Raw genomic sequence first — 23,344 nt, 5'->3', positions numbered from 1 at the left:
GTCTCGTGGGCTCGGAGATGTGTATAAGAGACAGAAATAGAAGATTGTATCTTTTTAAAGAGGAGGGAGAAGAGATGGCTGAATTAAATGTACAAAAGTCTTCATTTTTTAAAGAAAAAAAAGAAGAACCAAATACAGATTTCTCTCTTGTGAAAGGTGCATTAACGGAAAATATTAATCGGTTAGAGAAACTGATGAATAATAGCAATTCAAAATATATACGAGTGAAAAAAACAAAAGAAAATGCATAGTGCATTTTCTTTTGTTTTTTTATTTAATGTTAAACTTTTCTTTTATTTTTTTAGGTAAATCTGCTTTCTGAATCTCTTCATAGGACTTTACTTCAATTGATGATATTTCATTTTTGTTATTATCATCTTGATCTACATAAAGGCGTAAAAACGCGTCTTCATTTAATTTATGGTCGTTTTCTTTTTTTGTACTTCTAAATGTAATTTGTTTTTTGACGCCATCTTCATCATATGCGGGCAGCGTATAGTTTCGTAAGTTTCTACCTTCTACTTTTTCGGTATTTCCTTCGCTTTTTATCTGCACGTAATATACATCTTTACCAATTCAATTTAGTGATGCTCTCTCACAGCCAATAGTAAAACTAGAAAATAATAAACATAGTGTAATAAATGCTGAAAACTGTTTCATTTTCTTTATCTCCTTCACTTTGTTTCTTTACACAGTATACGGCTATTATGAAATGAGAAAAATCGAAATAAATTACAACATCCTTACAATGTTGTAAGAGTGTTGCACATAAAATGAACAACATATTAAAAAGTTAAAAGAAAAGTAAAATAACGAATCATGGTATAATGATAAAAGACTTACATATTATTTTGTCATTTTGAGAGGAGCTTAAAAATGTATTCTACTTTAGAACAATTAACAAAGCACCCTGTATTTTATCATTTTGCGGAAATATCAAAGATTCCTAGAGGATCAGGTAATGAAAAGGAAATTAGTGATTATTTAGTGGGCTTTGCAAAAGAGCGTAAATTAGAAGTGATTCAAGATGAAGCATTAAATGTCATTATTAAAAAAGAAGCAGCTGCTGGCTATGAAAATGTACCAGCTATTATTATTCAAGGTCATATGGATATGGTTTGTGAAAAAAATCAAGCAACAGTACATGATTTTGAAAAAGATCCAATTGAATTACGAATCATTGGGGACATGTTATATGCTAATCAAACAACTTTAGGTGCTGATAATGGTATTGCAGTTGCGTATGCATTAGCTTTATTAGATTCAAAAGACATTCCGCATCCAGCACTTGAAGTCGTTATCACTACTGAAGAAGAAACAACGATGGGCGGGGCTTTTTCTGTTGATCCAAATCATTTTGAAGGAAAGGTATTTATAAATATTGATTCTGAAGAAGATCATAAATTACTTGTAAGTAGCGCAGGTGGTGCGAAAGCTGTTGAAACAATTCCCGTGATTTGGGATGAAACGCCAGCGAATATGGATGCATACCGTCTATATGTTGGCGGTCTAAAAGGCGGGCATTCTGGTATGGAAATTGATAAACAACGCGGTAATGCGAACAAAGTATTAGGACGAGTATTACGTGATTTATCAGTAAATACGGAGTTTAACATAAGTGAAGTTCACGGCGGATTAAAAACGAATGCAATTCCGCGTGAAAGTGTAGCTACAATTTTATTACGTCAAGAAGATGTAGAGAAGGTAGAAGAAAAGCTTGAGTCATGGACAAGAGTATTACAAGAAGAAATGCGTGCTGTTGATCCAGATATTCATGTTACACTTACAAAGTTGGATGAGAAAGTAGAAAAAGTATTTGCTAAAGAAACACAAAAGCAGCTTATTTCATCATTATTCTTAATTCCGAATGGTATTCAAAGTATGAGCATGGATATTAAAGGTCTAGTAGAAAGCTCAACAAATTTAGGTGTTATTGAAACATTGCAAGATGAAATTAAATTACGTAACGAAGTGCGAAGTTCTGTAAGTAGTTTAAAACAGCATGTTGCAGAAGAAATCAAATATATTGCTGAATTAGTTGGTGCTTCATTTGAAATAGAGTCAGAGTATCCAGAATGGCCATACAATCCAAACTCACAAATTCGTAATTTATTTGAAAAAGTACATCAAGAAAAATACAATAAAGAAATTGAAATCTTCGCTGTACATGCGGGGATTGAGTGTAGTGCATTCGTTCAAAAGATGCCTGAATTAGATGCAATTTCATTCGGACCAGACATTTTCAACGTCCACACTCCGGATGAACATATTAGTATTTCTTCTGTAGTGAATAACTGGGGATTCTTCATTGATGTAATGAAGGGTACGAAAGAATTAGCTAAGTAATAATGAAAGTAGCCTATATAATTCTATAGGCTACTTTTTTGCATTGAATTTTATCCCGCATTAACGGGCAGTAAGACCCCCACCTCAAAATTCGGCGAAAGCAAAGAAGTTAGGTTGGGGATCAACTGCCCATAAAAGCCCGATTGGTTCAACTAATAATCAGTGGGGAATGAACAAAACCCCCACTGATTTAAGTTCCACTTTATGAGAACTATGGATGTTAATTTTCATTATGAGTTTTTTAGTTGATAGTTTTGTTCTTATTTCTAGAAGAAATTGTACCAAAGATTGCTCCGGATATTGCTCCGATTAAAGTCATAAAAATTGCACTCCATGCTGCAAATGACATTATTACACCTCCAAATAATAAATTATTGTTTCTTAATCCCTTTAATAGAAATGATGATTGCAACAACTACTAAGAAAATAAGAGGAGACCAAGAATAGAAAGACATGTAGCATTCCCCCTTCAATATCCATTTAAGATATTTATATAAATTAATTATCACATGTTTTTAAATCGAAAATATAGAATATGCAATATTGCATATTGAATTGTAGAACTTAAAGAGGTGGAAACAGTTGTTGAATAAAAATGATAATTTATATAGAAAGTAAGGATTTTTTAACCCTTAAAAAGGGCAAACAATGAAAAAACTCCTCTATCTTATATAAGGTAGAGAAGCTTTTAAAATAGTTTTTGTCTAATAACAATAGTATTCAATATATATTTACTGGTTAGATAAACGTAAATTATTTTGAGATTTTAAAGCTGCCCCCATAATAATAATTTTCTCCAAGTTTCATAACGGCTACATATGTTCCTGGATTATAAACCTTAGTAATAGGTGTTACAAATCTACCATAATTAGGTTTTAAACCTGAGTCATAAATGGTTTTATATCTATGCAAGTTTATTTCATCATTTTCATTTCCGCTTAATTTATATATTTTTACAATACCAGTATCTTTACCACCAGTATATATAGTAACATCGAATGTATCTCCATGTTTTAAGTCACCAACTGCCAACTCTTCTATAAAATCTGCATTATGGTGTAATAAAAAATAGCTTTGCCACCGCCAATTATCTAAAAATCGTGATTCTTTTTGTGTAAGTTGCGATTCAGCAGACACAGGTGGGAGCGTACCAATTGTATTCGAAAATAAAAATCCTCCAACAGTCAATGCACCAATAATTGTCGATTGCCTTAAAAGTTTCATGTTCTAAACCTCCTATTTACTTAAGGATTCAGAAATCGTTTTTGTGAAAAACTAGCTGTGAAATCTAATGGATGATAATATCTTCTATAATCATATTAACATTTATTGATTTATCAGACAAATCAATAAAAAATAAAACTATATCGAGGGAGTTAAGGCTAATATAAGAAAGAAGTTAGATGTATATCTAAGAAATCTGTATTATATGTAATTAGGATTTGTTATTTGAAAACTCGATTGTTTTAATGCTGAAATTTCAATTCATACTTTAAGTTTCAGTACATAATTTTACAATTTGACTTATGTAATTTATCACGTTATGATTTTTTTATTATAAAAGAAGGGCTTGAAGATAATGATTCGTCGTTTGAGAAAGCTAAAGAATGTAGCAGTCGTAGTAAGCTTCTAAGTAAATTGCAAAAATCTACACTACTTAGAAGCGAGGAATAAAGTTATGAAGCATCCATTATTTAATCATTGGTCAGAAACAAAGTATATAAAAGATATAGTAACAAATCCACTCATTGAGGTAGGAGAGTACTCCTATTATTCAGGCTATTATGGTCATCAAAATTTTGAAGATGGCTGTGTAAGGTATTTGTGGGGGGATGCTAAGTCCCGAGCGCTGTTCAATCCAATTGAACAGATGGGTTGGAAACTTGATAAACTCATTATTGGAAATTATGTTTGTATTGCAAGTGGAGTTGTCATTCTAATGGGTGGGAATCATAATCATCATCCTGAATGGATTACAGTATATCCATTCGCTGAGCAAATTGAACATTCATATGAACCGAAGGGTGATACAGTTATTAAAAGTGATGCTTGGATCGGAATGAATGCTATTATTATGCCTGGTGTTACAATCGGTGAAGGTGCAATCGTTGCAGCAGGATCTGTCGTAAGTAAAGATGTTCCGCCGTATACAATAGTTGGTGGAAATCCTGCTAAGGAAATAAAGAAACGGTTTACTGATACAGAAATAAATATGCTAATGGAAATGCGTTGGTTTGATTGGGATAGAGAATTAGTTGAGCAGGCAACTCCCCTTTTATCTAGTTCATCTATTGAATTATTATATGATTTTTATAATAAGGAAGTAAAAAATAGATAAGTCTGTTAGAAAAACTACACTCTATATAGGGTGTAGTTTTTTTACTATAAAAAAACTAATAGTTTAGACTAAGGAAAATTCATCTCTGGTATGAGCCTAGCAAGTAGCTGAATTGGATAATTAAAATCCTTGATAGCTAATAAAACCAGTTTGTCTCGATATTTAATCGGGACACACTGGTTTTATTTTTTGTAAATGTGGAACAAATGTATTATTTAGATTGTCTATTAATTGTAATCCTAAAAAATATGAAAGTACGGATCATTTTGAAAAATACAAGGGTATTAAAAACAGGGATATGTGTGGGAATACAAAGTATCAGTGCGCCTAAAGGTATGGGATGAGATGGTCTATATGAAAGCGATCCTAACGTCTTATATGTATATAGAATCTGAGAACACTGTCTATTTTTATAGGGATTATGCTAGAATATCGTTTTTTTTTGAGTACAAAGATATTGGAGGTAAGAGAATTGAAAGGTATGTTTTACAAAAAAATCATTGTAATAATAACAGTGCTTACACTATTTTGTAGCATAATTGTTACATCTGGAAGAGCGATAGCGGAAACAGTCCCTGTTTTAGATGTAGAAGCAGGATCAGCAATTTTAGTAGAAGCAAATTCCGGAAAAATTTTATATCAAAAAAATGCGGATGAATCACTAGCAATTGCTAGTATGACAAAAATGATGAGTGAATACTTAGTTCATGAAGCGGTGGATAAAGGAAAACTTAAATGGGATCAAAAAGTTAAAATCTCTGAATATGCATATAAGATTTCGCAAGATCGCTCATTATCAAATGTTCCATTAGAAAATGGTGGCTCTTATACAGTAAAAGAGTTATATGAGGCAATGGCAATTTACTCTGCAAATGGTGCAACAATTGCTTTAGTTGAAGAAATTGCTGGAAAAGAAGTTAATTTCGTAAAAATGATGAACGATAAGTCAAAAGAGTTTGGAATGAAAAATTATAAATTTGTAAACTCTACAGGTTTAACAAACCAAGATTTAAAAGGACATCACCCAGAAGGGACAACTCCTGACGAGAAAAATAAAATGTCTGCAAGAGATTGTGCAATTTTAGCACAACGCCTTATTCAAGATTTTCCAAAAATATTAGATACAGCAAAAATTCCTAAAAAAACATTCCAAGAGGGTGGCAAATATCCAATTGATATGGCGAACTTTAACTGGATGTTAAAAGGTTTAATTAAGCAATATGAAGGTGTAGATGGTTTGAAAACAGGAACTACTCCAGAAGCTGGAGACTGTTTCACTGGTACAGTAGAAAGAAACGGTATGCGTTTAATCTCTGTAGTGATAAAAGCAAACTCTCATACGGCACGTTTTGACGAAACAAAGAAATTATACGATTATGGATTTGCGAATTTTGAAGTGAAGAAGGTCTACGGAAAAGATTCAGTAGTAAAAGGGCATGAAACAGTGCGAGTAGCAAATGCAAAAGACAAAGATGTAGTAGTTCAAACGAAGCAAGCTGTTTCACTTCCAATGCCGAAGGGCAACAAAGACATTTATAAAAAAGAATTTAAAGTATCGAATACGGAACAAGAAGCGCCTATTAAAAAAGGTGTAACAATTAGTAAAATGATTATCTCGCCTAAAGATAATACAGATCCTGGGTTCTTATTAGGTAATTCATTACAAATAGACCTTGTAACAAAATCTGATGTAGAACAAGCAAATTGGTTTACATGTTTTATGCGTAAAATCGGATCTTTCTTTAATGGTATGTGGGATAGTGCGGTTGATATAGTAAAAAGCTAAGTTTATAGGATAAAATTAAATATTAATCTGAAACAAAGAGTTTCGAAATTTTATAGATTCTTATGTAGATAGCTTGGAATAGAAGATGGTATCAATTTTCAAGTTGGATTCTTCGGAACTTTTGTTATTGCAATCAAGTTAAGAAAAATTTGTATCTATAAATTCAAAAAACGCTATTCTTTTTGTAGAAATATACAGAAAGGATGGCGTTTATTATGAATTTTTTGATTTAAATCATTCTAGTACAAGGTTAGTTTAATAAAGTTACTTGAAGAAAAACAATCCATTATTTCATCAAATGACAATAAAAAATTAATATCCGGTACTTATTTCTGTAATTAGATTTTATGAAAATTTAATAAAATCTTTTCTTTGTATTAAATATTTTATTTTAAATTATTTATATAAGGAAATGGAGACCAGAAAACAGATGCATAGTTTGACTTTGAACTGCTTATATCAGGGATCTAAATAGATACTATGTACAATTCTCCCGCTACACTAGTATAGCGGCCTTTATGAACAACAAAATCTACAATTTACAAGGAGAACATTTTATGAGTAAGAGAATAAAAGAATTAGATTCCATACGAGGGTTAGCGGCACTTACTGTGGTATTTGGACATTTTTGTTTAATGCTACCATCGTTGCCTAATTCTATTAAATTTTCCCCGCTTAGGTTTTTATGGGCGGGTGGGGAAGCTGTTATCGTTTTTTATGTACTAAGTGGTTTTGTGTTATCTATGGCACTTTATCATTCAAAAACAAATTATTGGGGATATTTAATTAAGAGATTTGTAAGAATCTATATTCCTTATTATTTTTGGATAATCGTTACCTTTGTTTTATTTATTTTATTTTCGTCGTATGAAGTGGTAGGACTACGGGATTGGTTCTATGATAGGTGGCAAGGGTCTATAACAAAATTAGATATTCTAAACCACTTTGTGCTTCTTAATAACTTTTTTACGGAAAATTATAATCCAGTTATTTGGTCATTGGCTCAAGAAATGCGTATATCTATTGTGTTTCCTTTGTTATTCCTTCTTTTTTATAAACTGAATTGGAAGAAAACGATACTATTTGCTTTGAGCTTTTCTTTAATTAGTGTTTTTCTTAATATGTTGCATATTGGGAAAGCTGAAGGATTTTATAATGGTTATGCTGATACACTGCATTTTTCATCTATGTTTATGGTTGGAATGGTACTTTTTAAGTATCAGGAAAAACTTATCTGCTCATATAGGAATATGAAAAAAATTAAAAAAGGATTTCTTATTGCATTAGGGATTATTCTATATTTATATTCCATTTTAATTTATGGTTTTTCCCGTAATGATACTACTTTCTTATTAAAAGATTGGGGTGTCGTAATGGGGGTTAGTATATTTATTATAATGGCTATGAGTAACCTAAAAGTAAAAGCATTTTTAAATAAGAGTGTATTTGTATATTTAGGAGAAATTTCATACAGTATCTATTTGTGTCATTTTCCAATCATGATGGTACTATTTAAACTTTTGTATACAAAGATACCTATTTTTTTCCTTCTCACTTTGTGCATTACAATGACACTACTTTTTTCTATAGTTTCGTATCATTTAATCGAAAAGAAATGTATCAACTGGGCAAAACAAAGAACAATAAATTTTTTGAAAAAAGTATAATTCCTAGAGAGATTTTATTTCCTTAGTAAATATACGAATATGACCGATTCCTAAGTATACTTAAGAATCGGTCAATTTTGGATTCTACTTGTAAATATAGTAAAGTGGAATATAATTGAAATCGAAAACCACTTAGAAATAACAATTACGGTGTGAGCTATTGTATAGTATAGATATGGTTAATAATAAAGGGGGAATACATATGTGGAAGCGATTTGTAGCAATTGGTGATAGTTTTACAGAGGGGATAGGGGATGAAGTTGAGGGAATTGCATTAAAAAGCTGGGTAGATCATTTTGTTCAACTGTGTGAAAACGATATAGAATATGCCAATTTTGCAAAGCGTGGGTTAGTAACTAAAGAAATTCGCTCGCAGCAATTAGAAAAGGCATTAACTTTTAATCCAGATTTAGTTAGTCTAATTGCAGGTGCAAACGATGTATTAAAAGGACGTTGGAATCATCAAGCGTATAAGAACGATATGGAATTTATGATAGATACATTAAGTAAAACAAATGCTGATATTATTATAGCTAACCTTCCAGATTTTACAGTTCGGCTTCCTTTTTCTTCTGAAAAAAAACAAGTGTTAAAAGAACAATTATTAGAGGCAAACGAAGTTATACTTTCACTGAGCAGAGAGTATAAGCTTCATCATGTTGATTTTTGGAATCATCATTTAGTTAATGATAATACGCTTTGGTCTACGGATTTAATTCATCCAAATTCAAAAGGATATGTAAAAGTTGCTGAATTGATTTTTAGTAGTTTGCCTGTACGTGACTCTTCTAAATAAGCTTTAGAATGAACGAATCCCCTGTCGCATACAGCGCAGGGGTTTTGATGCGAAATAGAAGAATATACAGCGCCTATAAATTATAATTTAAGTAATTCTTTTTATTGTTTATACTTTGTTATTTTTTGTTGTAGGACCCTTAGTATAAGGGTCCTTTTTTGTATCAAGTATCTACAAAAAAGATAAGAGCGGAGAACGCAAACTAAAAGGTATTTTAAATAAAATTGTTAAATAAATTCGGATGTTTTGTTTGTAACAACCTTAAAATCTTCCCCTTCGAATGAAGCTTAATCATAAATTAAATTTTTGGTAAATGTGGAACAATTTCATTACTGACACTGTCTATTAAGCGTTACAACATTTTTTATCCCGCTTTAACTGGCAGTAAGACCCCCACCTCAAATTCAGCGAAAGCAAAGAAGGTAGGTGGGGGATCAACTGCCTGTAAAAGTCCGATTGGTGAAGGCTAATAATCAGTGGGGGATGAACAAAACCCCACTGATTAAAGTTTCACTTTATTTAATATATCAAGAAAGGAAAAAACATTTTTAACTAAGGGAGAAGATTGAATTGAAAAAATTATGGATGCTACTTTTCGTTTGTTTCGCAGTTATGTTGGTAGGATGTAATAAAAACGAACCGCCAAAACAAGCATTTGAAGAATATATCAATTTATGGAATGATAAAAAATTTGCAAATATGTATGATCATTTATCAGATCACGCCAAAAAATCGATTTCTAAAAAAGAATTAACAGAAAAATATGAAAAAATCTATGAGGGTATTGGAGTTAAGAATTTAAAAGTTAAAATGAAAGGAGAGAATACAAAAGATAAAGAGCGTTTTCTTTTTGAAGTTAAGATGGATACGGATGTAGGAACAGTTTCATTCATCCATGAAGCAAAACTTGTGAAAGATAAAGAATCTTGGAAAATAGATTGGACACCAGACTTCATCTTCCCAGGTATGAAAAAAGATTACAAGGTACGTATGCAAATAGAGCAAGGAACACGCGGAGAAATATATGATCGAAATGGAAAAGGTCTAGCAACGAATGGTAAAGCGACTGAGGTTGGAATTATTCCAGAGAAACTAGGCGAAACTGTAGCGCAAACGAAAGAAATAGTAGCACAATTACTTGATATGTCTACAGAAGAGGTCAATCAGAAGCTCGCAGCGAAATGGATAAAACCAGACTCCTTTGTACCAATTGGTATTTTAAAAGAGGGAACTAGACAGAATGATTATATTGAATTAGAAGGGGTTTCATCTCGCCCAGTAAATATTCGTACGTATCCATTAGGAGAAGCAGCCGCACACTTAACTGGATATATAGGAAAGGTGAATGCAGAGGAGTTAAAATCGCTTCAAAAAAAAGGTTATCAAGCAGATGATTTAGTAGGTAAGACGGGTTTAGAGAAAGTACTTGAGAATAAATTGCGTGGTGAAAAGGGTGGACGCGTATTTATAGAAGATGAGAATGGGAAAGAGATTAAAAACGTAGCAAAAAAAGAAGCAAAAGAAGGGGAAAATGTTACGTTAACAATTGATGCTGCAATTCAAGAAAAAATCTTTATTGAGATGAAAAATGAAGCAGGATCTAGTGCAGCGGTCAATCCTAAAACGGGTGAAACAATCGCACTTGTAAGTAGCCCTGCTTATAATCCAAATACAATAGTTAGAGGAGCATCGAAAGCCCAACGAGAAGCATGGAGTAACGACTCGAAACTACCAATGATGAATCGCTTCACACAAGCATTTGTACCAGGTTCCGTATTTAAAACGATTACAGGTGCAATTGGTTTGGAAACAAACACAATAAATCCGAAGGAAGAATTTAAAATTCAAGGATTGAAGTGGACAAAAGATTCATCTTGGGGAAATTACTATGTAACGCGTGTGAAGGATGCAAGTCCAATTGATTTTGATAAGGCAATGAAGTACTCTGATAATATTTATTTTGCTCAACAAGCTTTGAAAATGGGAAAAGATCAGTATGTAAATGAATTTAAAAAGTACGGATTTCATGAAAAATTACCAATCGAATACGAATTTCCTATTTCAATCATTGCAAGAGATGGGATAAAAAACGATATTCAATTAGCAGACACGGGATACGGACAAGGACAAGTATTAATGACACCACTTCATTTAGCATTAACATATGCACCGATTGTGAATGAAGGGAATATTCCGTCGCCACATCTTTTAAAAGAAGCAAAAGTAGCGGGGAATTGGAAAGAAAATGTGGTTTCTAAAAAGAATCAAGAGATATTAAAGAGCGCATTAATAAAAGTGATTAATGACCCTGATGGCGCGGGGAGAATTGCTAAGGTTGATGGTGTAACTCTTGCGGGTAAAACTGGTACAGCAGAGCTGAAAGAGTCAAAAGAAGCAGACGGAAAAGAACTGGGATGGTTCGCAGCTTTCGATGCAAATGCGCCAGACATGATTGTTACCATGATGATCGAAGATGTAAAAGGAAGAGGAGGAAGTAACGTTCCAGGTGAAAAAGTCAAACATGTATTTCAGAAATAACACTTAATTATAAGGTGAATTTTTTCACTAAATTTATCCCGCATTAACGGGCAGTAAGACCCCCATCTCAAAATTCAGCGAAAGCGAAGAAGTTAGGTGGCCCGTAAAAGCCCGATTGGTGAGGGCTGATTAAAGTTTACTTTATTATATGTTTGCTTAACTCAAAGGTATAAATTGGGGGAAATATAGAACAATTAAATTTCAAAAAAGCATTCTTTCTAAGAAAGAATGCTTTTTTGCTGCGACTATAGAAAATTGATACCTTATCTTTATTTTCATTTCTGAAAAGTTGGCATTGCTAATGATAAATAGAAGAGTATAGCAAATTGAAATGGACAAGTGGAGTGTTACGTTAAATTCAAAAAAACAGATTTTTATGAGTGGATTTTTATCATTGTATGCTTTACTTGTTTTTTAGTAGTATTATTCTGCCTGAAAAAAGATTAACAATGGAACAAATGAAACTTGTATCTTGTCTATATATTGAAACCATAATAAAAGTGAGGGCATTTTTATGTATAGTCAAATAAGTTTGAGGTGTGGAAATGGAACAGACGTTTATTGAAAAATGTAATCATGATGAGCTGGACTATGTTATAAAAGACTATTGGCAAGATGTATGGAATTATTCATTTATTATTACGAAAGATCCACACTTATCAGATGATATCACGCAAGATGTATTTATAAAGGTATATAAAAATTGGAATTCATTTCGAAAGGAGTCATCTATTAAAACGTGGATATTAAAAATTACAAGAAATACGGCAATAAACTATTTGAAATCCTCCTATTTTAAAAGGATATCTTTAATAGGATTTTTTAGTGACGATAAGCAATCCCTGTCGGCAGAACAAGAGTTTTTTAAGAAAGAAGAAATGAATGAAGTGTGGAAGGTTGTATTAAAATTACCTAAAAAGCACCGTGAAATAATAATATTGGACGCAAAATATGAATTATCTTATGAAGAAATGGCTGAAACACTAGGAGTATCCATTGGAACTGTAAAATCTAGATTAAGTAGAGCAAGAAGTAAGGTTTCAAAATTAATAGGGGAGGGTAGTAGTGATGAACAATAAACAAAATCCTGACTGGTATAGAAAATTAAAAAAAGGTCCAATGGAGAATCGTAAAGATGAAGAAGAATTTATTTTTAAAATAAAGCAGTCTATATACGAAAATAATGAAGGGGATTTTGTAAAACATAAAAGACCATTTCGTAAAAAAGCATTACCTATTGTAGTTGTTTTCGTTTGTACAATGTTATTTTTTATTGTTCAACAACCTTGGCTTGATGATAATAAATCACCGGTACAAAGTAGTACTCAAATTAAGCCTAAAACGAAAGATGAGTCTGCTCAAGATCCATCATTAAAACAATTTATGAATGAACTATATCGAAGTACAAACTCAAAAAATGAAAAAGATCTGTACAGAGCGTTAAATGATGAAGTTCTATTTAAAGGGAAGAGTTATAAGAAGGATGAACTGAAGTTTGATGAAGATATATTTCATGAGTTACAAGTCGCTCTTACAATGGGAGGAGAGTTTGTAAATGATACAAAGAAGGTATACAAGGTACCAAGTGGATTGACGGAAAGTAACCAACCGAAGCAAGCGCATTTTATATATGCAACTGTTACTGGAAATAAAACGAAAATTTTAGCTGAACCAAAACGAGAAGCACAAGTTTTATATGAAGTCTCTAATGAAATGGTAAAAGCTTGGATTCCAGAAAAAGTGCAGAATGATGGATATATAAAAATATCGACAATTAACGGTAATACTGGATATGTACAAAAAGAGTATATTTTAAGTGATATTAAGTATTCATTCATGTTCGAAAAGGATCGTGAAGGTATATGGGAAATAACGAATATAGATTCTATATGGTAAAAGAGGAAGGTTCATTTTAATGAACCTTCCTCTTTGTTTTTATTCTCTTTTTGAAGCGTATTCCAGGACTCTAAAATTTCTGATGTAACGAGAGCAGCAATGTTTTTTTCTGAATTACTACCAGGAATAACGACAGAAACGGCAATTTGTGGATCTTCGGTAGGAGCATATGCAATGAAAAGAGAGTGATTTATCATTCTTTCTTGCTCATTTGGAAAACCTGTAATACCTGTTTTACCTGCGACGTCAAAGGGCAACTTTTTAATTTCCTCTATATTTTGACTCATTCCACCTTGCACGACACTCCAAAAGCTCATCGGGTAACGATTTGAAATTTCTAAAATTGGTTTGAAATTTTTTGTTTCCTTACCATCTTGACCAATAATAGCACTTACGATTTGAGGTTTATATTTATCACCTTTACTTGCCAAAGTTGCTGCATATTGGGCGAGTTGAAGAGGAGTGTGCACTTCATTTCCTCCCCAAGAGGCATTTAATAAAGCTGAGATTCCATTTTCAAATTTATTAGATGGATGAAATTCGTATTGTCCGTCTTCTTCAGAGGGTAAATCAATCCCAGTTTTAGAACGAAGGCCGAATTGCATTAAATAATCGGTCCATATGGTTGCCACTTTTTCTATATTCCCGTTATTTTGATTGAATAAGGGTAGTGCTACTTTTGCCGTCATAAATGTATTAGATGAATTTATGATAGCCTGACTCGGTGTAATTTCACCTGTTGGCGTTCCAGGTGCATTAGTAATGTTATTTTGATTATCATACTGAAAACTACCCTTATCTAAATAAGTATCTTCAGGTTGAAAAAGCTTTTCATTTAATCCAATTAAAATAGTCAGTGGCTTTATAGTAGAGGCCATATTTATAAAAGATTCACCATACTTTAATTTTTGAATTGCTTTATTTTGCGAAAGTGATTTAATGTTTTCTTTATTAGGTGATACATGTTTATTTAATATATTTGGATCAAAAACTGCCGAATTGGCCATAGTTAAAATTGCGCCAGTTTTTACATCGCTCACTACAGCATAGCCAGCATTAGCATCAGGTAATTTCTTAATTTGAGATCGTAATGCTTCTTCTGTTTTTTGCTGTAATTTAGAGTCTAAAGCTAGCTTGACATCTTTTCCTTTCTGTACTTTTTGAATGTTCCATAAGAACTTTTTATTACCAATATTAAAAATCAGAGTTTTTCCTGGTTTTCCTTTTAAATCATTTTCATATTGAAGCTCAATCCCACTTTTACCAACAGGTACATTCTTAGAATTGAGGTCATTTTCTACATACCCAATTACTTGTGAAGCCATTTCATGTTTGGGATAATATCGAATCAATTCATCTTTGATTATTACATTATTGGGTTTGTTCTTATTTATGAATGTAAGTTCACTCTCATTTATGTCAGAGTATAACGGTATATCATTCATAGTCTGCTTTTTACAAGATTGTTGTAATTGAGATTTTATGTTTTTTGCAGAAATGTCATGTTGAAACTCGCTTGAAAATTGATTAAAAAAAGCTAATGTGTTTGATGTATCTTGTTTCGATAGCTCTTCATCATTAGAAGTGCAATATAGAGACTTAACTTTCTTATTTGTAGCTAGTATTACACCATTTTGATCGGAAATTTTTCCTCTTTCAGCTGAAGAAGTTGCGATAGTAATTGAAATGAAGTTGATTTTTAATAAAATTAGTAAAATCAAACCTACAATAGAAAGAACCGCAAAAAATCTCCATCTTTTTGTATGTAACATATAACCCTCCCTTATGTAACCTATTTCATCTTATAGTTAATTATTTTTTTTGTAAATGTGGAACAACTTTATTATTTAGGTTGTCTATTAAGTATTACAGCATGAAGAAAGGAATAATTAGTATGAAAAATTACTAGCAAGTCTATGTGTAAGTTTAACATGAGTCATTATACAGTTTAGCATTTCTAATGCAAGCGACAAAAAAATAGAGAGAAAACAGGAAGGGAGAGTTATTAATTACGTAGCTAAACGAAAAGGAATGGATGCTTACAAGGATTAAGCAAAAAATTGAGGCGATATTTATAACCGATTATCGGTATCTAATATATAAGGAATGCTTTTAGTATTTGTAGCAATCCCTGAAAGGATTAAATGGAGGATTTATGATAAAACAAAAAGGAAATAAGCAGAAAACATATATATCTATTCGATTAAATATAATGTTCCTTTGCATCTTTCTGCTATTCTCGGCTATTATTATGCAGCTAGGAAAGGTACAAATTGTTGAAGGAGAGGCTTATAAGAACCAAGTGGAAAACAGTCAAAATGAAACAACTAGTATTCCGGTTCCACGTGGACAAATTCTAGACCGAGAAGGAAAAATGGTTGTTAATAATCGATCTCTTCGTACGATTACGTATACAAGGGTGAAGGGGATAACGAGTGAAGACATTTTAAAAACAGCAAAAGACTTGGCGAAAGTACTTGAAATGCCCGAACAAGATATAAATAAATTAACAGATATCGATAAAAAAGATTTTTGGATGCAATTGAATACAAAACGTGCGGAATCAAAGATTACTAAAAAAGACATAGGAAAGTTTAAAGAAAAGGGAATAGAGGGAAAAGAGCTAGACAAAAAAATTGAAGATTTAAGACGAAGTCGTGTGACAGAAGTGGAATTGGCAGAATTAACAGCACAAGACTTAAAGGTGTTGGCTATTAAAAGTAAAATGAGTTCAGGTTATCAACTGACACCACAAATTATTAAAAAAGATGTAACAGATCAAGAGTATGCGCGCATAAGTGAAAACCTTGCGGAGTTTCCAGGAGTAGATGCAACAGTTGATTGGGAACGTAATTATGTAAATGGTAATTTATTTCGTTCCGTGTTAGGTAATATTACAAGTAGTGAAGAAGGATTACCGAAAGAAAACTTAGATTCTTATTTGGTACGTGGATATAACCGTAATGATCGTGTAGGAAAAAGTTATATTGAACAACGATATGAAGATGTATTACACGGCACAAAAGAAGAAGTGAAAAACATTACTGATAAATCAGGAAACATTGTTAGCGCAGAAATAATCTCTAAAGGAAAAAGTGGTAATAGTTTAACGTTAACGATTGATATGGAATTACAAAAGAAAGTGGAAGAAAGTATAGAGAAAAATTTGAGAGCTTTTAAGAATTCAGAGCCACTGTTGGACCGAGCTTTTGTCGTCATGACGAATCCAAATAATGGACAAATTTTATCTATGGCAGGCAAAAAGATTGTAGCAAAAGAAGGGAAAATAGAGGTTGAGGATTTGGCATTAGGTAACATGACAACTTCGTATGAGCTAGGATCAGCTGTAAAAGGTGCTACTTTATTAACTGGATATGAGACAGGGGCAATACAGCCAGGAGATCAATTTTATGATGCACCGATGAAATTTAAAGGTACACAAGCTAAGAAATCGTGGAATGTATCCGGATTTGGTAATATTAATGATTTACGAGCTTTACAAGTATCTTCGAATGTATACATGTTCCAGACAGCTTTAAAAATTGCGGGAGTTAATTACGTACCAAATGGTTCGTTGGATATTAAACAAGAAGCATTTGATACGATGCGCTATTATTTTAAACAATTTGGTTTAGGAGTCCCAACAGGTATTGATTTACCGAATGAAATAATTGGACAAACTAGAAAAGTAGATAGTCAACCTGGATTTTTACTAGATTTTTCTATCGGTCAGTATGATACTTATACGCCATTGCAATTAGCACAATATATTTCAACAATTGCAAATGGTGGATATCGTATGCAGCCCCAAATTGTACAAGAAATACGAGAACAATCAATAAAAGAAGAAGAGGTTGGCAAAGTTATACGCTCTATAGAGCCTGTCGTATTAAATCGAGTTGATATGAAGAAAGAACATATTGATCGGATAAAAGAAGGCTTTAGATGGGTATTCCAAGAAGGTGATGGAACTGGAGTGAAGTATTTCAAAAATGCTCCATATAAACCAGCAGGAAAGACAGGGACAGCTCAAACTGTATATGGTGGAGATGATCCTATTGGTAGAAATGCAAAAGGAGAACGTATGGAATGTTACAACTTAACATTAGTTGGATATGCTCCATATGATAATCCAGAAGTAGCATTTTCTGTAGTAGTCCCGTGGCTTCATAATGATAAAAATGGAATTAATTCTATAATTGGAAAGGAAGTTTTAGATGCATACTTTGATTTAAAACAGCAACGTATACATGGTGAAGCTGTTAGTACAGATAGTTCGAATCAAAATTAGAAAAATATGTGCACTTTTCTCAGGGGAAGAGCCCCTGTTTATATAAAAACCTTAATAAGTTAAATAAAAAGGAAGATTTAAAGTAAGAGATAGCAGCTAACATAGTTGCTATCTCTTACTTTTGTTAATATCTTGGCTACTAGTTAAAAAGGTTTTAAATTTATGGAACAAACTTGTTTCCTAGTTGGTCTATTATGTGTACGTATAAAAACAGGTGTTCAAATTGGATACAGTGTATTGAATTTACCACTTGTTTTCAATATTGAAAATTTGAAAGGAATGATGATTTTGAAAAACAAGAGGATGCAAATAATAGGGATCTGTGCTGGCATATTAGGCTTAGGTCTTATAAGCTTAGGAACTTTTACAGGAGGGACATTGCAAGTTGAAGCGAAAGAAAAGACAGGACCAGTTAAACATAATAATCATGCGACGTATAAAGAATTTTCTCAACTTGAGAAAAAATTTGATGCTCGATTAGGTGTGTATGCTATTGATACTGGTACAAATCGAACAATTTCTTATCGACCTAACGAAAGATTTGCCTATGCATCAACCTATAAGGCCTTAGCGGCAGGGGTATTGCTACAGCAAAACTCAATTGATAAATTAAATGAAGTCATCAACTATACGAAAGATGATTTAGTTGAATATTCACCCGTTACAGAGAAACATGTAGATACCGGAATGACATTAGGAGAAATTGTTGAGGCCGCTGTTCGTTCCAGTGATAATACTGCAGGGAACATTTTATTAAATAAAATAGGCGGTCCTAAGGGATATGAAAAGGCGCTTAGACAGATGGGTGATCGGGTTACTATGGCTGATCGCTTTGAGACAGAGTTAAACGAAGCTATTCCAGGAGACATTCGTGACACTAGTACAGCAAAAGCAATTGCTACAAATCTCAAGGCTTTTACGGTCGGAAAAGCGCTTCCAGCTCATAAACGTAACATTCTTACAGAGTGGATGAAAGGCAATGCTACAGGAGACAAACTTATTCGTGCAGGCGTACCAACTGACTGGGTAGTTGGAGATAAATCAGGAGCTGGAAGTTATGGGACAAGAAATGATATTGCTATCGTTTGGCCGCCGAATAAAGCACCTATTATCATCGCAATTTTATCCAGTAAAGATGAAAAAGAGGACACCTATGATAACCAACTAATTGCAGAGGCAGCTAAAGTTGTAATCAATGCTCTTAGGTAATAAACTCTCAGTTTTCTCATTTCTTTACCTAATTTTATACAAAGTCTTATGCGGGGGAAAAGTGGGGAAGACTAGAGGGGAACAAATAGCATGAAATTATTTAAGAATAATAAATAATAAAACGGACAAATTCAAGAAAGTATGAATTCGTCCGTTTTATTTACTACTTATAATGAGGATTATCTAAACCAAATGTGAATATGGTATACAACTTAATTAAGGCATACGCAATTGGTAAATTTTATTTTAATTGTTTTTCGTTAGACTAGATAGTTCAACAGATTTTTGAGTACAACGCTTCATAGCTGAAATGATGGCTGTTCTTAAACCTTTTTCTTCTAATGTTGCTACAGCTTCTATAGTCGTTCCACCTGGAGAACAAACCATATCTTTCAATGCACCCGGATGTATTCCTGTCTCTAGTACCATTTTTGCAGAACCTAATACAGCCTGGGCTGCGAATTTATATGCTTGATCCCTTGGCATTCCTTCCAATACAGCAGCATCTGCCATGGCTTCTATAAACATATATACATAGGCTGGCGACGAACCACTTACAGAAGTTACAACATCCATTAATTTTTCATTTACTATCTCTGTTTGACCAAAACTATTAAAAATGTTTAATATATCTTCTAAATCTTTTTCTGTAACCAGTTCATTAGGGCATAATGCAGACATTCCTTCGCCAACAAGAGCTGGTGTATTAGGCATTACTCTTACAATCTTTAACTTTCTACCAAAAGCATCCTCAGTACTCATAATGCTTTTTCCAGCAGCGATAGTTACGATTATTACATCGCCATTTATTTGGTCTTTTATTTCGTTAATTACTGATAAGTATAAGTCTGGCTTAATTGACAAAATTAAAATATCAGCATTTTTAGCTACTGCATTGTTTTCAGAAGTTATAGTTACGCCATATTTTTCGCTAGCATTTTTTAAATTAGTAACGTTTACGTCTGAACAAATTATTTTTTCTGCAGACACTATATTTTCGTTTATCATCCCGCCAATCATAGCCATCCCCATATTTCCGCATCCGATGAATCCAATTTGTTTGTCCATAATAACTCGATCTTGCTCCTTTTATAATCAATTTTATCGGTTTTAAAATATTATTCTGAAAAAGTTAAATAATATCCCATACAATATAAAGAAATATTTTAAGAGAGTGTAGTCCTTTTTGCAATACTAAAAATAAATAAACTTTATTTGAGACTATATAAGTACATGCAGTAAAATGTAATATTTTGTATTGTCTACACTTGATAACATCAAAGATCGTGTTTGATAATAGCAAAACATTCTATTATTCGTATAAGGAATTAGGAGAAGTTGTAGGATTTGTAACATAACTAGCTCTATGTTGATTAATAATCGATAAGGTATAGTTAAATCCACTTTTTTAAGAAATGGTGATGTTCATAATTTTATACTAGAAACTTGTCGCTCTAATAATTTTTCAAAATATCTCTTGACACAAAAACAAACAATATCGCATAATATAAAAAAATTAGATCGAAAATCGTTGAAGGGAATTAGTACATATGTCTTCTTACGAAAGAGAGTGGAATTCACCGGCTGAAAGATTCCTCGTATAGAATGTATCGAACCTATCCCTGAGTCTTAAATGAAAGTTTAGGCGTACGCCTGCGTTATAGGCGCCAAGTGGATATCTATGTATATCAATTAAGGTGGTACCGCGGAACAATGACCGTTTCGTCCTTTTTATTTTATTAAGGGCGAAGCGGTCATTTTTATTTTGCTCTTTAATAGGCTAGGTGCAGCATTGGTGAGAATAGAAATCGCTGCAAGCTGTATGAATAGAAGTGTAATTTATAAAAAACTTTGATTTTAGACTTGGGGGATACAAAAGTGAAAAAACAACGAATTGTTGTAAAGATTGGGAGTAGCTCTCTAGCAGATAGTCATGGAGGCATTTCTAAAGAACAACTTTCAGATCATGTTGCCGCATTGGCTCGATTGAAAGAGGAAGGGCATGAAGTTTTGTTAATTACATCTGGGGCCGTCGCTGCAGGTTTTTCTGCTCTAGGGTACCCTAACAGGCCAGTAACAATTAAAGGTAAACAGGCTGCTGCGGCTGTCGGGCAAAGTTTGTTAATGCAGGCATACACGGAGGAATTCCGTAAATATGATATCGTTACCGCGCAACTTTTACTAACAAGAAGTGATTTTTCAAGAAAAGAACAATACAGTAATGCTTATGCCACTTTAGGGGAGCTACTAAACCGTTCCGCTCTTCCCATAATTAATGAAAATGATTCTATTTCTTTAGAGGAGTTGACGTTTGGTGATAACGATATGCTGTCTGCTTTAGTAAGCGGACTTGTTTCGGCCGATATGCTCATGATTTTTACAGATGTGAACGGTTTATATGACCAGAATCCCCAGAATAATGCAGACGCGAAAAAATATTATTTCCTCCCTGAGGTTACGGAAGAAATCGCTTCTCTTGCTGGTGATGCTGGATCAAAACTGGGAACTGGCGGTATGAAATCGAAAATCGATGCTGCAAAAACAGCACTTTCTCTTGGTGTGAGTGTATTTATCGGATCAGGTCGTGGACATGAGAAGTTTTTAGATGTTTTGAAGGGGAAAGGTGATGGAACGTATATCGGTAATGCACCTCCAAAAGCGATTAAGATGAATAAGCAGTGGATTGCGTTACATTCACTTGTTAGCGGACAAATCGAAGTGGATGCTGGAGCAGCAGCTGCTATCATTCAGCATGGAAAGAGTCTTCTTCCTGCTGGTGTTACTAGTGTCTCCGGGTTCTTCCAAGCAGGAGAAGTTGTGGAGGTCGTAACGCAACAAGGGCGTGTAATAGGGAAAGGTCAATGCAGATATAGTGCAGAGGAAATAAAAGATCTAAAAGGTATGCAGAGCCAAGACATTCAAGTTCGAGCTGAAAGGCATAGCTATGAAGTCATCCATAGAGATAATTGGGTTTCATTTTAAGAATAGAGTAGACTCATCTGAATCTTAAAGAAGGAGGAAATGAAAATGAATGAAGTGTTGGCAAAGGGACAAATAGCGAAGAAGATTGCTAGAGAACTTGTACTAAAATCTACAGATCAAAAAAACGAAGCACTTATCGCGATTGCTGATCAATTGATATTAGAAACCGCATATATTTTAGAGGAGAACAAACGGGATATTGAGGAAGGTAAGGAAAAAGGATTGTCTGCTTCTCTCCTTGATCGCCTTATGCTGAATGAGCAACGTATTATTGATATGACAGAAGGTATTAAGCAACTGATTGATTTGCGTGATCCTGTTGGAGAATGTGTAAGTGCATGGGAATTGGAAAATGGTTTATCTATTCAGGAGATGCGCGTGCCACTAGGTGTTGTCGGGATGATTTACGAGGCGCGCCCAAACGTGACGGTGGATGCGGCCACGATTTGCTTAAAAACAGGAAATGCAGTGATCTTACGTGGTAGTTCTTCCGCTACGTATTCTAACAAAGCCATCGTGGCTGTTATTCACCGAGCACTTAAACAAACGAGCTTGCCTTCAGAATGCGTACAACTTATAGAAGATACGTCACGTGATAGTGCAAAGCAGCTGTTTACACTAAACGAGTACTTGGATGTTCTTATCCCAAGAGGTGGTAAACAGTTAATCGATACTGTAGTGAGAGAAGCATCTGTTCCGGTATTAGAAACTGGTGCAGGGAATTGTCACATTTTTATTGATGAAACTGCAGATAAACAAATGGCATTTGATATTATCATAAACGCCAAAACGCAGCGTCCATCTGTATGTAATGCAATTGAAACGATTATACTTCATGAAAATTGGGGGCATCGATTTGGTAACGAACTGTTTTCTTCGTTAAAGGAAAGAGGAGTAGAACTACGTGGAGATAATAAAGTATTAGCAATTGATGCTTCTATTGTACCCGCTATAGAAGAAGACTGGGGGACAGAATTTTTATCTCTCACGCTAGCAGTCAAAATAGTTTCCTCTGCTGAAGAAGCGATTAATCATATCAATACTTATGGATCCATGCATTCTGAAGCGATTATTACAGAGAGTGAAGAAAACGTTAGCAAGTTTTTCACATCCGTCGATGCTGCGGCACTATACCATAATGCTTCGACACGCTTTACTGATGGTTTTGAATTCGGCTTCGGCGCAGAAATCGGCATCAGTACGCAAAAGCTACACGTAAGGGGACCAATGGGGCTTCCTGCATTGACTTCCACAAAATATATGATTCGTGGGAATGGACAGATTCGGAGATAATAAATATAAGGGAAGAGAAAAAAGCTAAATGCCTACTAAACTAACAAGACAGGTTGAGACTTTATCAAAATGCGTATGCTGAAGGTTTTTAAATTGATAACATTAAAATAGAAAGAGGACTGGAATTGATATTATCCCCTTTAAGTAGACAGTGTAAAAAGACCATGTACATACATGGATGTTACACTATTACTTGGAGGGG

At 33.5% G+C, this 23,344-nt stretch carries 16 protein-coding genes, 1 pseudogene and 1 other annotated feature; of the genes and pseudogenes, 13 read left to right on the top strand and 4 right to left on the bottom strand.

Features of this window, described 5'->3' with window-relative positions:
• Positions 1-74: 74 nt before the first annotated feature.
• Positions 75-251 (top strand): stage II sporulation protein SB, encoded by a 177-nt coding sequence (gene spoIISB / locus JDS80_RS27480; protein ID WP_071745937.1) that lies wholly within the window; start codon positions 75-77, stop codon positions 249-251.
• Positions 252-270: 19 nt separating this feature from the next.
• On the opposite strand, the pseudogene JDS80_RS27475 reads toward spoIISB, so the two are convergent.
• Positions 271-660, bottom strand: a pseudogene (locus tag JDS80_RS27475) (YxeA family protein).
• A 216-nt stretch (positions 661-876) separates the two neighbouring features.
• On the opposite strand from JDS80_RS27475, the gene pepD reads away from it, so the two are divergent.
• Positions 877-2,346 (top strand): beta-Ala-His dipeptidase, encoded by a 1,470-nt coding sequence (gene pepD, locus JDS80_RS27470; RefSeq protein WP_071745939.1) that lies wholly within the window; start codon positions 877-879, stop codon positions 2,344-2,346.
• Between the two features lie 753 nt (positions 2,347-3,099).
• On the opposite strand, the gene JDS80_RS27465 is transcribed toward pepD, so the two are convergent.
• Positions 3,100-3,570: a DUF5065 family protein gene (locus JDS80_RS27465; protein WP_071745940.1), complete on the bottom strand. Its 471-nt coding sequence runs from the start codon at positions 3,568-3,570 to the stop codon at positions 3,100-3,102.
• A 454-nt stretch (positions 3,571-4,024) separates the two neighbouring features.
• Between JDS80_RS27465 and JDS80_RS27460 the strand changes: the two genes are divergently transcribed.
• The 7 genes from JDS80_RS27460 to JDS80_RS27430 all read left to right on the top strand — a co-directional run bounded on the left by JDS80_RS27460 (position 4,025) and on the right by JDS80_RS27430 (position 13,367).
• A complete protein-coding gene (locus JDS80_RS27460) occupies positions 4,025-4,684 on the top strand; it encodes a CatB-related O-acetyltransferase (protein ID WP_071745941.1) in 660 nt (219 codons plus the stop codon).
• 472 nt (positions 4,685-5,156) lie between these two features.
• Positions 5,157-6,470 (top strand): D-alanyl-D-alanine carboxypeptidase family protein, encoded by a 1,314-nt coding sequence (locus tag JDS80_RS27455; RefSeq protein ID WP_274605851.1) that lies wholly within the window; start codon positions 5,157-5,159, stop codon positions 6,468-6,470.
• A gap of 518 nt (positions 6,471-6,988) precedes the next feature.
• Complete coding sequence (locus JDS80_RS27450) at positions 6,989-8,137, top strand: acyltransferase family protein (protein WP_084667452.1); 1,149 nt, start codon at positions 6,989-6,991, stop codon at positions 8,135-8,137.
• 175 nt (positions 8,138-8,312) lie between these two features.
• Positions 8,313-8,933: an SGNH/GDSL hydrolase family protein gene (locus JDS80_RS27445; protein ID WP_116733470.1), complete on the top strand. Its 621-nt coding sequence runs from the start codon at positions 8,313-8,315 to the stop codon at positions 8,931-8,933.
• Positions 8,934-9,503: 570 nt separating this feature from the next.
• Positions 9,504-11,471, top strand: coding sequence for a penicillin-binding transpeptidase domain-containing protein (locus tag JDS80_RS27440; RefSeq protein ID WP_071745946.1), 1,968 nt, complete (start codon positions 9,504-9,506; stop codon positions 11,469-11,471).
• Positions 11,472-12,016: 545 nt separating this feature from the next.
• Complete coding sequence (locus tag JDS80_RS27435; RefSeq protein WP_071745947.1) at positions 12,017-12,550, top strand: RNA polymerase sigma factor; 534 nt, start codon at positions 12,017-12,019, stop codon at positions 12,548-12,550.
• Positions 12,540-13,367: an SH3 domain-containing protein gene (locus JDS80_RS27430; protein ID WP_199640481.1), complete on the top strand. Its 828-nt coding sequence runs from the start codon at positions 12,540-12,542 to the stop codon at positions 13,365-13,367. Before JDS80_RS27435 ends, JDS80_RS27430 begins: the two co-directional genes overlap by 11 nt.
• 11 nt (positions 13,368-13,378) lie before the next feature.
• Here the strand turns inward: JDS80_RS27430 and JDS80_RS27425 are convergent, their stop codons facing one another.
• Complete coding sequence (locus tag JDS80_RS27425; RefSeq protein WP_071745949.1) at positions 13,379-15,139, bottom strand: peptidoglycan D,D-transpeptidase FtsI family protein; 1,761 nt, start codon at positions 15,137-15,139, stop codon at positions 13,379-13,381.
• A gap of 383 nt (positions 15,140-15,522) precedes the next feature.
• Between JDS80_RS27425 and JDS80_RS27420 the strand changes: the two genes are divergently transcribed.
• Entirely contained in the window at positions 15,523-17,658 is a 2,136-nt protein-coding gene (locus JDS80_RS27420; RefSeq protein ID WP_071745950.1) for a peptidoglycan D,D-transpeptidase FtsI family protein, read from the top strand.
• A 282-nt stretch (positions 17,659-17,940) separates the two neighbouring features.
• Entirely contained in the window at positions 17,941-18,867 is a 927-nt protein-coding gene (bla, locus tag JDS80_RS27415) for a class A beta-lactamase Bla1 (protein WP_414645846.1), read from the top strand.
• A 246-nt stretch (positions 18,868-19,113) separates the two neighbouring features.
• On the opposite strand, the gene proC is transcribed toward bla, so the two are convergent.
• The gene (gene proC, locus JDS80_RS27410; protein WP_071745951.1) at positions 19,114-19,935 is read right to left on the bottom strand and encodes a pyrroline-5-carboxylate reductase; all 822 of its coding nucleotides are present in this window, start codon (positions 19,933-19,935) and stop codon (positions 19,114-19,116) included.
• Positions 19,936-20,389: 454 nt separating this feature from the next.
• Positions 20,390-20,600 (top strand) — a binding site (T-box leader).
• A gap of 145 nt (positions 20,601-20,745) precedes the next feature.
• Between proC and proB the strand changes: the two genes are divergently transcribed.
• Both proB and JDS80_RS27400 read left to right on the top strand, forming a co-directional pair.
• Positions 20,746-21,849 (top strand): glutamate 5-kinase, encoded by a 1,104-nt coding sequence (gene proB / locus JDS80_RS27405; protein ID WP_071745952.1) that lies wholly within the window; start codon positions 20,746-20,748, stop codon positions 21,847-21,849.
• A gap of 45 nt (positions 21,850-21,894) precedes the next feature.
• Entirely contained in the window at positions 21,895-23,142 is a 1,248-nt protein-coding gene (locus tag JDS80_RS27400) for a glutamate-5-semialdehyde dehydrogenase (protein ID WP_071745953.1), read from the top strand.
• Positions 23,143-23,344: the final 202 nt, after the last annotated feature.

The organism is Bacillus cereus group sp. N8, assembly GCF_016483685.1.
Lineage (GTDB): Bacteria > Bacillota > Bacilli > Bacillales > Bacillaceae_G > Bacillus_A > Bacillus_A proteolyticus.
This window is presented reverse-complemented; position numbering and strand designations above follow the sequence as displayed.

What these genes read in the sequence shown, in the direction of transcription:
- bla (WP_414645846.1), top strand. Translation starts at nt 17,941, where the DNA reads ATGATTTTGAAAAACAAGAGGATGCAAATAATAGGGATCTGTGCTGGC.
- JDS80_RS27400 (WP_071745953.1), top strand. Translation starts at nt 21,895, where the DNA reads ATGAATGAAGTGTTGGCAAAGGGACAAATAGCGAAGAAGATTGCTAGA.
- JDS80_RS27425 (WP_071745949.1), bottom strand. Translation starts at nt 15,139, where the DNA reads ATGTTACATACAAAAAGATGGAGATTTTTTGCGGTTCTTTCTATTGTA.
- JDS80_RS27420 (WP_071745950.1), top strand. Translation starts at nt 15,523, where the DNA reads ATGATAAAACAAAAAGGAAATAAGCAGAAAACATATATATCTATTCGA.
- proC (WP_071745951.1), bottom strand. Translation starts at nt 19,935, where the DNA reads ATGGACAAACAAATTGGATTCATCGGATGCGGAAATATGGGGATGGCT.
- pepD (WP_071745939.1), top strand. Translation starts at nt 877, where the DNA reads ATGTATTCTACTTTAGAACAATTAACAAAGCACCCTGTATTTTATCAT.
- JDS80_RS27430 (WP_199640481.1), top strand. Translation starts at nt 12,540, where the DNA reads ATGAACAATAAACAAAATCCTGACTGGTATAGAAAATTAAAAAAAGGT.
- JDS80_RS27465 (WP_071745940.1), bottom strand. Translation starts at nt 3,570, where the DNA reads ATGAAACTTTTAAGGCAATCGACAATTATTGGTGCATTGACTGTTGGA.
- JDS80_RS27435 (WP_071745947.1), top strand. Translation starts at nt 12,017, where the DNA reads ATGGAACAGACGTTTATTGAAAAATGTAATCATGATGAGCTGGACTAT.
- JDS80_RS27445 (WP_116733470.1), top strand. Translation starts at nt 8,313, where the DNA reads ATGGTTAATAATAAAGGGGGAATACATATGTGGAAGCGATTTGTAGCA.
- JDS80_RS27460 (WP_071745941.1), top strand. Translation starts at nt 4,025, where the DNA reads ATGAAGCATCCATTATTTAATCATTGGTCAGAAACAAAGTATATAAAA.
- JDS80_RS27450 (WP_084667452.1), top strand. Translation starts at nt 6,989, where the DNA reads ATGAACAACAAAATCTACAATTTACAAGGAGAACATTTTATGAGTAAG.
- spoIISB (WP_071745937.1), top strand. Translation starts at nt 75, where the DNA reads ATGGCTGAATTAAATGTACAAAAGTCTTCATTTTTTAAAGAAAAAAAA.